We start from the raw sequence: 14135 nt of genomic DNA, 5'->3' as shown, positions 1-14135 counted from the left end.
TTAATCTCCGTGTCACCTCCGAGGTAACGGTCCGTCGGCGTGCGCACTCCACGGACCCAACACGTACCACCCCCTTGTTCGTTGCGTGTTTTCTTCCCCTCCCCGAGGAGGACCCGATCGTGCTGTCCCCCACGACCAAGAGAGCCCCGCTGCTCGCGTCCGGTGCCGCCGTCGCCGGGCTGCTGCTCAGCTCGCTCTCCGGCGGCGTCTCGTACGCGGCCGACAACGAGTCCTGTCGCCCCGACGGGCTCTACAAGACGCCGGGCGTCGACGTCCCGTACTGCTCGGTCTACGACACCGAGGGCCGCGAGAAGATGGGCGCGGACCACCAGCGCCGGGTCATCGGCTACTTCACCGGCTGGCGCACCGGCAAGAACGGCCAGCCCGCGTACCTGGCCAAGGACATCCCGTGGGACAAGATCACCCACATCAACTACGCCTTCGGTCACATCGGCGGCGACAACAAGCTCTCCGTGGGCACGGACGGCCCGGAGAACGCCGCCACCGGGATGACCTGGCCCGGTGTCGCCGGCGCCGAGATGGACCCCGCGTACGCCTACAAGGGCCACTTCAACCTGCTCAACAAGTTCAAGAAGCAGCACCCGAACGTCAAGACGCTGATCTCGGTCGGCGGCTGGGCGGAGACCGGCGGCTACTTCGCGGACAACGGCGACCGGGTGAACTCCGGCGGCTTCTACTCGATGGCCACCAACGCCGACGGTTCGGTCAACCAGGCCGGGATCGACACCTTCGCGAACTCGGCCGTCGACTTCATCCGCAAGTACGGGTTCAACGGCGTCGACATCGACTACGAGTACCCGACCACGATGAAGGACGCGGGCAACCCGCTCGACTGGCAGATCTCCAACGCGCGCCGTGCCGGGCTCGTGCAGGGCTACGCGGCCCTCATGAAGTCCCTGCGCGAGAAGCTGGACACGGCCGGCGCCGCCGACGGCAGGCACTACCTGCTGACCGTCGCCGCCCCCTCCTCCGGCTATCTGCTGCGCGGCATGGAGACCTTCCAGATGCAGAAGTACCTGGACTACGTCAACATCATGTCCTACGACCTGCACGGCGCCTGGAACGAGTACGTCGGCCCCAACGCCTCCCTCTTCGACGACGGCAAGGACGCCGAGCTCGCCGCGGCCAACGTCTACGGCTCCTCGCAGTACGGCTCCATCGGCTACCTCAACACCGACTGGGCGTACCACTACTTCCGCGGCTCCATGCCGGCCGGCCGCATCAACATCGGCCTGCCCTACTACACCCGCGGCCACAAGAACGTGCAGGGCGGCACCGACGGCCTGTGGGGCAAGGCCTCCGCGACCACCTGCCCGGCCGGGGCCGGCCTGACCAAGTGCGGCGACGGCGCCACCGGCATCGACAACCTCTGGCACGACAAGGACACCAACGGCGCCGAGTCGCCCGCCGGCTCCAACCCGATGTGGCACGCCAAGAACCTCGAGAAGGGGATCGTCGGCGACTACGTCACCCGGTACGGCTTCCCGGCGAACACCACGCTGACCGGCACCTACGCCCGCAAGTACGACCCGACCCTGGTCGCGCCGTGGCTGTGGAACGCCGAGAAGAAGGTCTTCCTCTCCACCGAGGACGAGCAGTCGGTGGCCGCGAAGGCCGACTACGTGGTCAGCAAGGGCATCGGCGGCACCATGGTCTGGGAGATGGCCGGCGACTACGGCTGGAACGCGGCCAAGGGACAGTACGAGATGGGCTCCACGCTCACCTCGCTGATGTACGACAAGTTCAAGGCGGCCACCCCGTACGGCGCGAAGAAGTCGAACAAGGCGCTGCCGACGCAGGCCGTGAAGATCGACACCCGGTTCACCGAGTTCAAGCTGGGCGACTCGAACTACCCGATCACGCCGAAGATAAAGATCACCAACAACACGGCGACGACGCTGCCCGGCGGCACGGAGTTCCAGTTCGACTACGGCACCTCGGCGCCGGCCAACGCCTCCGACCAGTCCGGCTTCGGCACGAAGGTCATCAGCAGCGACCACACGGGCTCCAACGTGGGCGGCCTGAAGGGCGACTTCCACCGCGTCTCCCTGAAGCTCCCCGCCTGGCAGTCGCTGGCCCCGGGCGCGACGGTCGACCTGGCCTTCAACTACTACCTGCCGGTGTCCACCCCCTCCGACTGGACGGTGAACATCAACGGCACGACGTACGCCCTCGCCGGTGACCTGGCGCGCGGCACGACGGTCGTGGAGCCGGGCACCACCACCCCGCCGACCACGCCCCCGACCACGGGGCCCACCACCCCGCCGACGACCACTCCCCCGACCACGCCTCCGACGACGCCGCCCACCACGGGCTGCACCGCCCCGGCGTACGTGGCAGGCCAGGTCTACACCGGCGGCTCGCTCGTCTCCCACAAGGGCCACCAGTGGAAGGCCCAGTGGTGGACGCAGAACGAGGAGCCGGGCACGACCGGTGACTGGGGCGTCTGGAAGGACCTCGGCGCCTGCTGACACGCTCCTCCGACAGCCCCCCCGGCGGCGGACGCTCACGGCCCTTGCCGTCGCCGGGCCCACCGCGCCGCGCTCCCCTGTCCGGGGCGCGGCGCGGTGGCGTTCCCGCTCCCGTTCTTCGGCGGCGGCCCTACGGGAACAGCTCGTCCTGGGCCGCGTCCCGCGCCCGGAGGAGGGCGCCGCGGAGGACCGCCGCGTCGCCCAGGGCCGTCGCGCGGACCTCCGTCCGCAGCGGGGAGAGCTCCGCGAGTTCGGCCTCCACGCGCGCGGCGAGCCCGGCGCCGCCCGCGTGGCCGGTCTCTCCGGCGAGGACCACGCAGCCGGGGTCCAGGACGGAGACGACGGCCGCCGCGCCGACGGCGAGGCGGCGGGCCAGGGCGTCGAGGAAGGGTCCGTGGCCCGCTCCGAGCGCGTCGGCCGGGTCGAGGCCGTGGGCGGCGGCGAGGGCCCCGACGGCCGCCGTGCAGGCCAGCTCGTGGAAGCCGCCGTCGCAGCCGGTGGCCGAGGGGAGTCCGGAGGTGCCGGGGACCGGCAGGAAGCCGATCTCCCCCGCGCCGCCGGAGGCTCCTCGGCGCAGCCGGCCGTCGAGGACGACGGCGGCGCCGACGCCCTGGCCGAGCCAGAGCAGGACGAAGTCCTCGCGGTCGCGGGCCGCACCCTCGCGGAGCTCGGCGACGGCGGCGAGGTTGGTCTCGTTCTCGACGAGGACGTGGGCGGGCAGCCGCTCCTGGAGGACGCCGACGAACCGGCGGTGCCAGGCGGGCAGTCCCGAGGAGTCGCGCAGTTCGCCGGTGGCGGGGTCGATGAGCCCGGGGGCGCCGACGACGACGCTGTGCAGGCGGTCGGCACCCGCTGCCTGCACGGCCCGCTCCAGGAGCGCGACCGCCTTCTCGACGGCGGGTCCCGTGCCGCTGTCGTCGCCGACGGGGACGGAGGCCTCGGCGAGCGTGGTGCCGAGGAGGTCGGCGACGGTGACGGAGACCGAGCGGGTGCGGACGTCGAGGGCGGCGAGGTGGGCGCGGTCGGCGACGATCCCGTACAGCTTGGCGTTGGGGCCGCGGCGCTCGGCCCCGGCCTCGCCGACGACGTGGACGAGACCGGAGCCCTGGAGCCGCTCGACGAGGTCGGCGACGGTGGGGCGGGAGAGTCCGGTGAGCGTCTTGAGCTGAGTGGCCGTCAACGGGCCTTCGTCCTGGAGCAGTCGCAGGGCGAACCGGTCGTTGATGGCCCGTGCGGTGCTCGGGGATGCGGCCATGCGGTGATCCTCTCAGACGCGCGGGCAACGGCACCCGCTTCCGCGGTCTATTTATCAGGCAGGGTTCCTGATAGTTTACGCGGCACACCACGGCACGCGTATGCCCCGGCGTACGCGCGCCCCCGGCACACCATGACCCCAGGGAGGGCCCATGGCGGCGGAGACCGTCACCAGCACCGATCGCCTCCGGCGGGCGCGCTTCGCCGTCGCCGCCGTCTTCTGCGTCCACGGCGCGGTGACCGGCAGCTTCGCGACCCGGATCCCCTGGATCCAGGAGCACGCGGGCGTGAGCGCCGGACAGCTCGGGCTCGCGCTCGCCTTCCCCGCGCTGGGCGCCTCCCTCGCGATGCCGCTCGCCGGGGCCGTCTCCCACCGCTTCGGCGCCCGCACGGCGCTGCGCGGCCTGCTCGCCCTGTGGACCCTCTCGCTCACGCTGCCCTCGCTGGCCCCGAACGTCTGGGGGCTGTGCGGCGCCCTCCTCGTGTACGGGGCGACCGCGGGCATGTCCGACGTGGCGATGAACGCGCTCGGCGTCGAGACCGAGAACCGGCTCGGCAGGTCCATCATGTCGAGCCTGCACGGCATGTGGAGCATCGGCGCCCTGCTCGGCTCCGCCGCCGGCACGGTCGCCGCCCACCTCGGCGGCGACGCCCGGCTGCACCACCTGATCGCCGCCCTCGTGCTCACCGCGCTCGGCCTGGTCCTCTGCCAGGGCGTGCTCGACGTGCGCAGCACCCCGGAGGAGGAGCCGCCGCCGCGCTTCTCGCTGCCGCCGAGGTCCGCGCTGGTCATCGGCGCCATCGGCTTCTGCGGGGTCTTCGCCGAGGGCGCCAGCCTCGACTGGTCGGCCGTCTACCTCCGGGACGAGCTGGGCAGCTCGGCGGGGCTCGCGGCCGCCTCCACGACCGCCTTCGCGCTGACGATGGCGGTGGCGCGCCTGGCCGGCGACCGGGTGGTGGACCGCTTCGGGGCGGTCCGCACGGTACGGGTCGGGGGCGCCGTCGCCACCCTCGGCGGGGCCCTGGTGGTCCTCGCCCCGCACGCCGCCGTCACGATGGCCGGATTCGGTCTGATCGGGCTCGGGATCGCGGTCGTCGTCCCGCTGGCCTTCGCCGCCGCCGGGCGCAGCGGCCCGAACCCGAGCCAGGCCATCGCGGGCGTCGCCACCATCACGTACACCTCGGGTCTCATCGCCCCCTCGGCGATCGGCGGCATCGCCGACGCGACCTCGCTGGTCTTCTCCTTCGGCCTGGTCACCCTGCTGGCCCTGGGGCTGGTGCTCGGCGCGAGCGTGCTCAGGGCCGGAGGGCGGGAGACGGCGTCGGGGAAGCCCGCGCCCGCGAAGAGCGCCGGTCCGGTGGGGTAGCGCACGGGCCCTGCGTCCCGAGGGCCCCGGTCCGGCGGCGGCACATAGCATGTGGCTGATCTTTCGCGGTCCCGACGCGGCCGCCGGAACCGGAGAACGGGAGCGACCTCATGAACCTCGGCGTGCGCTGGACCCTGCACGGCGACGGGAGAACACCCGCTCCGGGAGCCGTCGTCCGCCCGGACGAGCGGCTCTCCTGGCCCCGGACGGTCGGCCTCGGCGCCCAGCACGTCGTCGCCATGTTCGGGGCGTCGTTCGTCGCCCCGGTGCTCATGGGTCTCGACCCGAACCTCGCGATCATGATGTCCGGCGTCGCCACCGCGATCTTCCTGCTCGCGACCCGCGGCACCGTCCCGTCCTACCTGGGCTGCTCGCTCTCCTTCGTCGGCGTCGCCGCCGCCATCCGGGCCTCGGGCGGCACCAGCGCCACCGTCACCGGCGCGGTGTTCGTCGTCGGCGGGGTGCTCTTCCTGGCCGGTCTCGCCGTCCGGAGGTTCGGCGCGCGGATCATCCACGCGGCGATGCCGCCGGTCGTGACCGGCGCGGTCGTCATGCTGATCGGCTTCAACCTGGCGCCGGTCACGGCGTCGACGTACTGGCCGCAGGACCAGTGGACGGCCCTGCTCGTGATGCTGTTCACCGGTCTGGCCGTGGTCTGTCTGCGCGGCTTCTGGTCCCGGATCGCGATCTTCCTCGGCCTGGTCTTCGGCTACGGCATCTCCTGGGTCTTCGACCTGGTCTTCGGCAGGATCCACTCGCAGTCCGCGAGCGGCCAGGTCACCGACCACTGGCGGCTCGACCTCTCCGGCGTCTCCAAGGCCGACTGGATCGGCCTGCCGTCCCTGCACGGGCCCAGCTTCGAGTGGTCCGCGATCCTGGTCGCGCTGCCCGTCGTCATCGCGCTGATCGCCGAGAACGCCGGTCACGTCAAGGCCGTCGGCGAGATGACCGGCACCTCGCTGGACGACCAGCTCGGCACCGCGATCGCCGCCGACGGCGTCGCGTCCATGCTGTCCACCGGCGTGGGCGGCCCGCCCAACACCACGTACTCCGAGAACATCGGCGTCATGGCCGCGACCCGCGTCTACTCGACCGCCGCCTACTGGGCCGCCGCCGGCTTCGCGCTGCTCTTCGGCCTCTGCCCCAAGTTCGGCGCGGTCGTCGCCGCGATCCCCGGCGGAGTCCTCGGCGGCATCACCGTGATCCTCTACGGCATGATCGGCCTGCTCGGCGCCCAGATCTGGATCAACGCCGAGGTCGACCTGCGCAACCCGCTCAACCTGGTCCCGGCCGCCGCCGGCATCATCATCGGCGTCGGCGGCGTGAAGCTGACCTTCACCGACACCTTCGAGCTGGGCGGCATCGCGCTCGGCACGATCGTCGTCATCACCGGCTACCACGTGCTGCGGGCCTTCGCCCCGGCCCACCTCAAGACGCAGGAACCGCTCCTGGACGCCGGCACCAGCTCGTACGAGACGGACGCGGACGACGTGTCGAAGAACTGAGTGATTCGCCCGTTCTGGGTAAGCCGGGCCCGAGGAGTTCCCTCCCGGGCCCGGCGGCTGGGAGCCTGCCCCCATGGCGCAGACCCAGCGGACCGAAGAGCGGATCGGGCAGTTCCTGGCGGTCGACCCCGTGGTGGACCGGATGCGGGCCCTGCGGGGCGCATGGCATCCGGCCGACGGGGTCGCCGTCTTCAACCGGGTCTACCTGACGGTCACCGAGGAGATCGCCCACGCCATCGAGGCGGGCACCTTCGCCGACCGGCGGGCCGCCGCGACCCTCGACGTACGGTTCGCCGAGCGCTATCTCGCGGCGGTCGACGCCGTCGCCGGCGGCCGTCCCGCGCCGGCCTGCTGGCGGCCCCTCTTCCACTACCGGCGCCATCCCGGCGTGCGGCCGCTGCAGTTCGCGCTCGCCGGGATCAACGCCCACATCGGGCACGACCTGGCCCTCGCGGTGGTCGACGCCTGCCGGATCCTGGAGTGCGCGCCGGCCGACCTGGAGGACGAGTTCGACCGGGTCGGCGACATCCTCGTCCTCCTGGAGGAGCGCATCCGGGAGGAACTGATGCCGGGCCCGGACCTCCTGGAGGTCGCGGACCCGCTCACGCATCTGCTCGGCTGCTGGAGCCTGGACCGGGCCAGGGACGGCGCCTGGCTCGCGGCCCGCTCGCTCTGGCAGCTGCGCGGCCTGCCCGAGCTCGCCGGCGAGTTCACCGAGCGCCTCGACCGGTCGGTGGGCCTGGTGGGGCGGATGCTGCTCACCCCACTGGCACGCCCTTAGGAACCGGGATCAGTCCTCCGGCAGCTCGACCGGGGCGATCTCGTCGTACACGTCGCCCGGGCCCGGGTTGGTGCCGTCGGTCGCACCACCGAAGTGGTTCATGACGCCCCAGACCGCGTTGAGCGCCGTCTGCACCGCGCCCTCGGCCCAGCCGGCCGTCCAGGAGATGTCGTCGCCGGCGAGGAAGATGCCCCGCTTGTCCTCGGGCAGCCGGTCCTGCATGAAGTGCGTGAACAGGCGGCGCTGGTAGCGGTAGTGGCCCGGCAGGTTCGCCTTGAAGGCGCCCATGAAGTAGGGCTCGTTCTCCCAGGAGACCGTCACCGGGTTGCCGATGATGTGCTTCCGGATGTCGACCTTCGGGTAGATCTCGCCGAGCGACTTCAGCATGACCTCCATCCGCTCGTTCGCCGAGAGCGGCAGCCACTTCAGGCTGTCGTCGCACCAGGTGTACGAGAGGCAGATGACGGCCGGCTTGTCCGGGCCCTCGTCCAGGAGGTAGGTGCCGCGGGTCATCCGGTCGGTCAGCGTCATCGACATGACGTCCCGGCCGGTCTCCTCGTCCTTGTCCAGCCAGAAGGGCCGGTCCACGGGGACGAAGAGCTTCGAGGACTCCATGTAGTGGGTGCGCTCGATCGCCGTCCAGTGGTCGATCGGGAAGAGCGAGTCGTCGCAGGCGATCTTGGAGAGCAGCATCCAGGACTGGGCGGTGAAGATCGCCGCCTGGTACGTGCGGATGTCGCCGGAGGCGTCGGTGACCGTGATCCGGTTGCCGGCGGTCCGGTTCAGCCGCGTCACGGCCGGCTTCGGGGTGCCGTCGTGCAGGGAGCTGAGCGAGGTGCCCTGCGCCCAGTAGACGATCTTCTCCGGCTCGCGCTCCCACAGGCGCAGCGGCAGCTGCTGCGAGCCGCCGACGATGCCGCGGTGGTGGTCGTCGGCCTCGGTGTAGACGACGCGGAGGATCTCCAGGATGGAGTTGGGGAAGTCGGTGTCCCAGCCGCCGGTGCCGAAGCCGACCTGGCCGAAGATCTCGCGGTGGCGGAAGGACTTGAAGGCCTCGGAGTCGCAGAGGAAGCCGTAGAAGGTCTGGTTGTCGAGCTTCTCGACGAGCTTCGACCAGATCTCGCGGATGCGCGGGACGTCGCGCTCGCGCATGGCCTGGTTCATGTCGGAGAAGTCGGCGCCCTCGTCCAGGCAGGCGTTCCACGCGTTCATCACGTCGCGGTAGACCTGCGGGAGGTCGTCGACGGTGGTGGCGTAGTGCGACTCGCCCTTGAGGTCGACGACGGTCGACGGGGTCGACTCGGCCAGCGGGTTCGGGAAGGGCTTGGTCTCCAGGCCGACCAGGTCGATGTAGTGCTGGAGCGCGGTCGAGGAGGGCGGGAAGCGCATGGCGCCCATCTCCGCGGTGAGGCCCTCGGTGCCGGTGCCCTCGAAGCCGACGGTGCGCAGTCGGCCGCCGATCTGGTCGGCCTCGTAGACGACGGGCTTGAGGCCCATCTTCATCAGCTCGTACGCGGCGATGATGCCGGAGAGCCCGCCGCCGATGACGGCGACCTCGGTGCCGTGCTCGGTGGCCGGTATCTGGCCGAGCCCGGCCGGGTGGGCCAGGAAGTCGTCGTAGGCGTACGGGAAGTCCGGACCGAACATGGTGATCGGCGGCTGGCCGTCGCTGTGCGGGACGGCGGTCGTGGGCACCGTGGACGTCATGGGGTACGGACTCCTTGCACGGAAAAAGGGTGAGGCGGGGAGGGGGGTGGGGCGGCGGCTCAGACGAGGGAGCCGTAGAGGCCCGGGCGCCGGTCGCGCAGGTAGGGGTTCTCCTTGCGGGAGGCCGCGAGGAAGGCCGGGTCGACGTCACCGAGGACGAGTTCCTCGCCGCGTCCGGCGCGGGCCCGGGCGGTGCCGTCGGGGCCGGCCAGGGTGGAGAGGCCGACGAACTCGAAGTCGCCCTCGGGGCCGGTCCGGTTGGCGTACGCGAGGTAGAGCTGGTTCTCGAAGGCGCGGACCGGCACCACGGACAGGGGCACGACCTCGGCGGGGTGCATGAGGGCGGTCGGCACGAGGAGGAGGTCCGTGCCGGCCAGCGCGTGCGCCCGGACGTTCTCGGGGAACTCGACGTCGTAGCAGATCATCATGCCGACGGTGAGGCCGCCGAGCTCCGTCTGGACGACGGGGCGGTCGCCGGGGGTGAACCACTTCAGCTCGAAGTCCCCGAAGAGGTGGGTCTTGCGGTACCGCATCAGCGGGACGCCGTCGGCGCCGATGAGCTGCGCGGAGTTGTACAGGACGCCGTGCCGCTCGGTGTCCCGCTCCGGGTAGCCGTAGCCGACGGCCAGGCCGTGGCGCACGGCGACGGCCGCGACGGCGCGGGCGGAGGGGCCGTCGACCGGCTCGGCCAGGCGCGCGATGTCGGCGCCGATGGCGTAGCCGGTCAGGAAGAGCTCGGGGGCGAGCAGCAGGTCGGCGCCGGCGGCCGCGGCACGGGCGGCGGCCTCGTCGAGGATCTTGAGGTTGGCGGCCACGTCACCGAGCTCACCGGAGCTCTGGAGCAGGGCGGTGCGCAGCGCGGGCATCGGCGATCCTCGGCGGTCGAAAGTACAGGGGAAGACGTCAAAAACGGTACGGTTTCGCGCTCCACCGGGACAAGGCGGCAGCGTTGCGGACCGACCGTCGAACCGTTGCGCGATCGGTGGTCGGCGCGTCGATTCGTTGCGTACGGCTCCGACCGGGGTCGTACGGCTCCCCCGCCGCGCGGCGGAGACGAGGACCCTTCTGCAGCCCGACGCCCGGGCGCGGCCCGGGCGGAAGAGTGGTGGTCGTCCGGAAGACCTGCCGGACGGCCTGCCGAAAGGGACCACGATGAACCGTCGTACGAAGACCGTCGCCGTAGCCGCCGCGGTGCTGCTCACGCTGGGAGCCGGGGGGATCGCCGCGGCCTCGGCGGACGAGGCTCCCGCCCCGGCCGCGGCCACGGCCACCGTCAAGGAGGCCGCCGCGCTGACCGGCACCGCGAAGCTGTACCGGCCGGCCGGTGACGACATCACGTTCTCTTTCGACGCGCATCTGGCGAAGAAGGACACCATGGATCCGCAGGCCGCGACCGGCACCTTCCGGTTCAGCCACTACAAGCCCGGCGTCAAGGGCGGCTACGCGGTCGCGAAGGTGGACTGCCTGGTCACCGGCGGCAAGGTCGCCGTGGTGACGGGCACCATCATCGACACCGACCTCGATGGCCGCATGGGGAAGCGGGTCGGCGTCTCGGTGCACGACGACGGGAAGCACGACCGTCTGGGCTACAGCTGGGTCGGGCGCGAGACGAACCTGGAGGTTCCGCCGTGCCTGAGCTCCGCCCCCTTCGAGAAGGTGCTGGCCGGCACCGGTGACTTCAAGGTGGTGCCCTGGCAGCTCGACTACCCGACCGAATAGACCGCCCCACGGGGGTAGGCGGGGCGAGGGGGCGGTGCGGGAACCACGGCCCGCACCGCCCCTCTCCCGGTGAACTACGCGGGCGAGCCCGAGGAGAAGCGCCGCAGCAGCGGCGAGAGCACCAGGACGGACTTGGTGCGCTCCACGAAGGGCTCGCCCGCGATGCGCTCCAGGACGCGCTCGAAGTGGCGCATGTCCGAGGCGAAGACCTGGACGACGGCGTCCGCGTCACCGGTGACGGTCGACGCGGACACCACCTCGGGGTACCGCTCCAGGCCTCGCCGGATGTCGTCCGGCGAGGTGTTGTGGCGGCAGTAGATCTCGACGAAGCCCTCGGTCTCCCAGCCGAGCGCCGCCGGGTCCACCCGGACGGTGAAGCCGGTGATGGCGCCCTCGGCCCGGAGCCGGTCCACGCGCCGCTTCACGGCGGGGGCGGAGAGTCCGACGAGCGAGCCGATGTCGGCGTAGCTGCGGCGGGCGTCTTCCGCGAGGGCGTGGACGATGCGTTCGTCGAGGTCGTTGAGTCGCACTACGGGTGGATCACTTCTCTGCTGGAGCCTCTGCCAGGGCCGGGGCCGTGGCCAGTCGGGAGCGGCGCATGCCGTACAGGAAGTAGAACACGAGCCCGGCGGCCATCCAGCAACCGAAGACCACCCAGGTGACGGCGTCGAGGCTGAACATGTTGTAGGCGCAGAAGACGAAGCCGAGGACCGGGAAGACCGGGCCGAGGGCCACCTTGAAGGTGCGCGGCATGTCGGGGCGGGTGTAGCGGAGCACGATGACCGCGATGTTGACCAGCGCGAAGGCGAAGAGGGTGCCGATGCTGGTGGCGTCGACGAGCTTGCCGAGCGGGATGACCGAGGCGAGCAGGCCGCAGAAGAGCGAGACGATGACCGTGTTGATCCGCGGGGTGCCGGTCTTGCCGCTGACCTTGCCGAAGACCTTGGGGACCAGGCCGTCGCGGGCCATCGCGAAGAGGACACGGGTCTGGCCGTAGAGCACGGTGAGGACGACGCTGGCGATGGAGATGACCGCGCCGGCGGCGAGCATCGTGCCCCAGAAGGTCTGGCCGGTGACGTCGTTCATGATCGCGGCCAGCGTGGCCTCGGAGCCCTCGAAGGCCTTCCAGTGCCAGGCGCCGACGGCGACGGCCGCGACGAGGACGTACAGCACGGTGACGATGAGCAGCGAGAGCATGATCGCCCGCGGCAGGTCGCGCTTGGGGTTCTTGGCCTCCTCGCCGGCCGTGGAGGCGGCGTCGAAGCCGATGTACGAGAAGAAGAGGGTGGCGCTCGCGGCGCCGACGCCGGTCATGCCGAGCGGCATGAAGTCCCGGTAGTTGCCGGACTTGAAGCCCATGAAGCCGATGGCGCAGAAGATCACGAGGGTGACGATCTTCACGCCGACCATGATCGTGTTGACGACGGCGGACTCGCGGGCGCCGCCGAGCAGGAACACCATGGCGAGCATCACGACGATCAGGCCGGGCAGGTTGATGACACCGCCCTCGCCGGGGGCCGAGGAGAGCACGTCGGGGATGGTGACGCCGATCGTGCCGTCGAGCAGCTCGTTGAGGTACTCGCCCCAGCCGACGGCCACGGCGGCGACGGAGACGCCGTACTCCAGGACCAGACACCAGCCGCAGACCCAGGCGACGAGTTCACCCATCGTTGCGTACGCGTACGAGTACGAGGACCCGGCGACCGGTATGGAGCCGGCCAGCTCGGCGTACGAGAGAGCCGAGAACAGGGCCGTGAGACCGGCGATCACGAAGGCGAGGGTGACGGCGGGGCCGGCCTTCGGAACGGCGTCGCCGAGGACGACGAAGATGCCGGTGCCGAGCGTCGCACCAATGCTGATCATGGTCAGCTGCCACATCGAGAGCGAGCGGCGAAGACTGCCGCCCTCTCCCTGGCCACCCTCGTCGACCAGGCGTTCTACCGGCTTGCGGCGAATGAGGGCGCCGAGAGCGGAGGTCTTCGGGGCGGTCGTGTCATCGACCGGTGGGGCTGCGCCGTGGTCCAGCACTGCGGAGGCTCCTTATCGCTGCCTGTGGGTACGGAGGCGACCGCGGCGGTACGCGAGCAGGCCGAAGCAGGCCCACGGGGGACGGAAACCGCCGAGCAGGCGGTCGCCGCCACTCCTGGTACGAGGCACGAGCCTAAGGGGAGAAGGTTCGCAGTCGTAATGCAGGGTTGTTGCGCAGTGCCGGATGATCATTGCGCGCTTCGGGCGCAGACGGGCAAACATTGCGCGCCCCCGCATGAATCGACACATCCGGGTGTGAACCGGCCCGCGCATGCGTATGGACTCCTCATGGGGAATGACCGACTCTGCGAGCCCCTGACCACCCCACGATCGGAGGCCCCGGTGCCGTGGCTCGACCCGTCACCGTTCCTGCGCGGCACCGCCTGGCTGGACGGCGACCGGCCCGTACGCGCCGACCCCGGCGACCTCGCACGGCTGCCGTGGGACATCGCCGAGCGGGCGGCGCTGCCCATCGGCGTACGGCTCGAGTTCACGGCCGCGCCCGGCACGCGCGCGGTGGAGCTCCGCTACCGGGCGGCCGTCCCGGACCCCGACGACCCCCTGCACGGGCTGCGCCACTGCTTCGCCCTCTGGCAGGGCACCCGGCTCGTCGGCGAGACGTGCGCCGCCCCGGCCCCGGAGGCCGTCGTCAGGCTCCCGCTGCCCCCGCGGGGCGGTGTGTTCACCCTCTACCTCCCGGAGGGCCAGGCACCCCTGCCGCTCGCCCTGAGGGCCGTCGGCGGCGCCCTCTCCCCCGCCCCGGTCCGGCCCCGCTGGCTCGTCCACGGCGACTCGATCACCGAGGGCTGGTGGTCCACCCGCCCCGCGCACTCCTGGCCCGCGACGGCCGGACGGCTCCTCGGCCTCGACCCGGTCAACCTGGGGTACGCGGGCGGGGCCAGGGGCGAGCTGCCCCTGGCCGAGCAGCTGGCGCGGCTCCCGGGCGAGGTCATCACCCTCGCCTTCGGCACCAACTGCTGGTCCCGGGTGCCCGCCACCGCCGACTGGCTCTACGCGACCGTCCGCGCCTTCGTCGGCCTGGTCCGCCGGGGCCACCCGGACACACCTCTGCTGATCGTCTCGCCGGTCCTGCGTCCGGAGGCCGAGCACACCCGCAACGCCCTCGGCGCCACCCTCACGGAGCTGCGCAGGGCCATGGAGCGGGCGGGCCGCGACCTGGCCGCCGATGATCGCGGAGGAGCTGCGCCGGCTCGACCCGGACGACACCTACGCGACGGCGCTCAGGTTCGGTGTGGAGCGGCTCGACGAGGAGGCGGCGACC

The 14135-nt window shown here is 71.6% G+C and carries 11 protein-coding genes; 6 read left to right on the top strand and 5 right to left on the bottom strand.

The window, feature by feature from the left end; all coding sequences use genetic code 11:
• Positions 1-119 precede the first annotated feature (119 nt).
• On the top strand, positions 120-2492 hold the full coding sequence (locus ABZ318_RS26980) for a chitinase C-terminal domain-containing protein (RefSeq protein ID WP_356905067.1): 2373 nt from the start codon (positions 120-122) through the stop codon (positions 2490-2492).
• 130 nt (positions 2493-2622) lie between these two features.
• On the opposite strand, the gene ABZ318_RS26975 is transcribed toward ABZ318_RS26980, so the two are convergent.
• On the bottom strand, positions 2623-3747 hold the full coding sequence (locus ABZ318_RS26975) for an ROK family transcriptional regulator (RefSeq protein WP_356905066.1): 1125 nt from the start codon (positions 3745-3747) through the stop codon (positions 2623-2625).
• 151 nt (positions 3748-3898) lie between these two features.
• Here ABZ318_RS26975 and ABZ318_RS26970 point away from each other — a divergent pair, with 151 nt between their 5' ends.
• From ABZ318_RS26970 to ABZ318_RS26960, 3 genes are all read left to right on the top strand, one after another.
• Positions 3899-5113 carry an MFS transporter gene (locus ABZ318_RS26970; RefSeq protein ID WP_356905065.1) on the top strand — a complete coding sequence of 405 codons (1215 nt, stop codon included), beginning with the start codon at positions 3899-3901 and terminating at the stop codon, positions 5111-5113.
• A gap of 110 nt (positions 5114-5223) precedes the next feature.
• On the top strand, positions 5224-6618 hold the full coding sequence (locus ABZ318_RS26965; protein ID WP_356905064.1) for a solute carrier family 23 protein: 1395 nt from the start codon (positions 5224-5226) through the stop codon (positions 6616-6618).
• A gap of 73 nt (positions 6619-6691) precedes the next feature.
• A complete protein-coding gene (locus tag ABZ318_RS26960) occupies positions 6692-7399 on the top strand; it encodes a DUF5995 family protein (protein WP_356905063.1) in 708 nt (235 codons plus the stop codon).
• 9 nt (positions 7400-7408) lie between these two features.
• Here ABZ318_RS26960 and ABZ318_RS26955 read toward each other — a convergent pair whose 3' ends face one another.
• Both ABZ318_RS26955 and ABZ318_RS26950 read right to left on the bottom strand, forming a co-directional pair.
• The gene (locus tag ABZ318_RS26955; protein ID WP_356905062.1) at positions 7409-9106 is read right to left on the bottom strand and encodes an NAD(P)/FAD-dependent oxidoreductase; all 1698 of its coding nucleotides are present in this window, start codon (positions 9104-9106) and stop codon (positions 7409-7411) included.
• 59 nt (positions 9107-9165) lie between these two features.
• Positions 9166-9972 (bottom strand): carbon-nitrogen hydrolase family protein, encoded by an 807-nt coding sequence (locus ABZ318_RS26950; RefSeq protein WP_356905061.1) that lies wholly within the window; start codon positions 9970-9972, stop codon positions 9166-9168.
• Positions 9973-10258: 286 nt separating this feature from the next.
• Between ABZ318_RS26950 and ABZ318_RS26945 the strand changes: the two genes are divergently transcribed.
• Entirely contained in the window at positions 10259-10825 is a 567-nt protein-coding gene (locus tag ABZ318_RS26945) for a Repetin (RefSeq protein WP_356905060.1), read from the top strand.
• A 74-nt stretch (positions 10826-10899) separates the two neighbouring features.
• Here ABZ318_RS26945 and ABZ318_RS26940 read toward each other — a convergent pair whose 3' ends face one another.
• Entirely contained in the window at positions 10900-11355 is a 456-nt protein-coding gene (locus tag ABZ318_RS26940; RefSeq protein ID WP_015032260.1) for an Lrp/AsnC family transcriptional regulator, read from the bottom strand.
• A gap of 10 nt (positions 11356-11365) precedes the next feature.
• Positions 11366-12853, bottom strand: a complete 1488-nt coding sequence (locus ABZ318_RS26935; protein WP_356905059.1) for an amino acid permease — start codon at positions 12851-12853, stop codon at positions 11366-11368.
• Between the two features lie 288 nt (positions 12854-13141).
• On the opposite strand from ABZ318_RS26935, the gene ABZ318_RS26930 reads away from it, so the two are divergent.
• Positions 13142-14135: GDSL-type esterase/lipase family protein (locus tag ABZ318_RS26930; RefSeq protein WP_356905058.1), on the top strand; the 994-nt coding region annotated here is incomplete at its 3' end.

Source organism: Streptomyces sp. NPDC006197, from assembly GCF_040613865.1.
Classification (GTDB): Bacteria; Actinomycetota; Actinomycetes; order Streptomycetales; family Streptomycetaceae; genus Streptomyces.
The sequence above is the reverse complement of the archived record's forward strand: the minus strand, read 5'-3'. Positions and strand labels throughout refer to the sequence as shown.

Coding starts and splice junctions, on each gene's coding strand:
- ABZ318_RS26970 (WP_356905065.1), top strand. CDS start 3,899: ATGGCGGCGGAGACCGTCACCAGCACCGATCGCCTCCGGCGGGCGCGC.
- ABZ318_RS26955 (WP_356905062.1), bottom strand. CDS start 9,106: ATGACGTCCACGGTGCCCACGACCGCCGTCCCGCACAGCGACGGCCAG.
- ABZ318_RS26960 (WP_356905063.1), top strand. CDS start 6,692: ATGGCGCAGACCCAGCGGACCGAAGAGCGGATCGGGCAGTTCCTGGCG.
- ABZ318_RS26975 (WP_356905066.1), bottom strand. CDS start 3,747: ATGGCCGCATCCCCGAGCACCGCACGGGCCATCAACGACCGGTTCGCC.
- ABZ318_RS26965 (WP_356905064.1), top strand. CDS start 5,224: ATGAACCTCGGCGTGCGCTGGACCCTGCACGGCGACGGGAGAACACCC.
- ABZ318_RS26950 (WP_356905061.1), bottom strand. CDS start 9,972: ATGCCCGCGCTGCGCACCGCCCTGCTCCAGAGCTCCGGTGAGCTCGGT.
- ABZ318_RS26945 (WP_356905060.1), top strand. CDS start 10,259: ATGAACCGTCGTACGAAGACCGTCGCCGTAGCCGCCGCGGTGCTGCTC.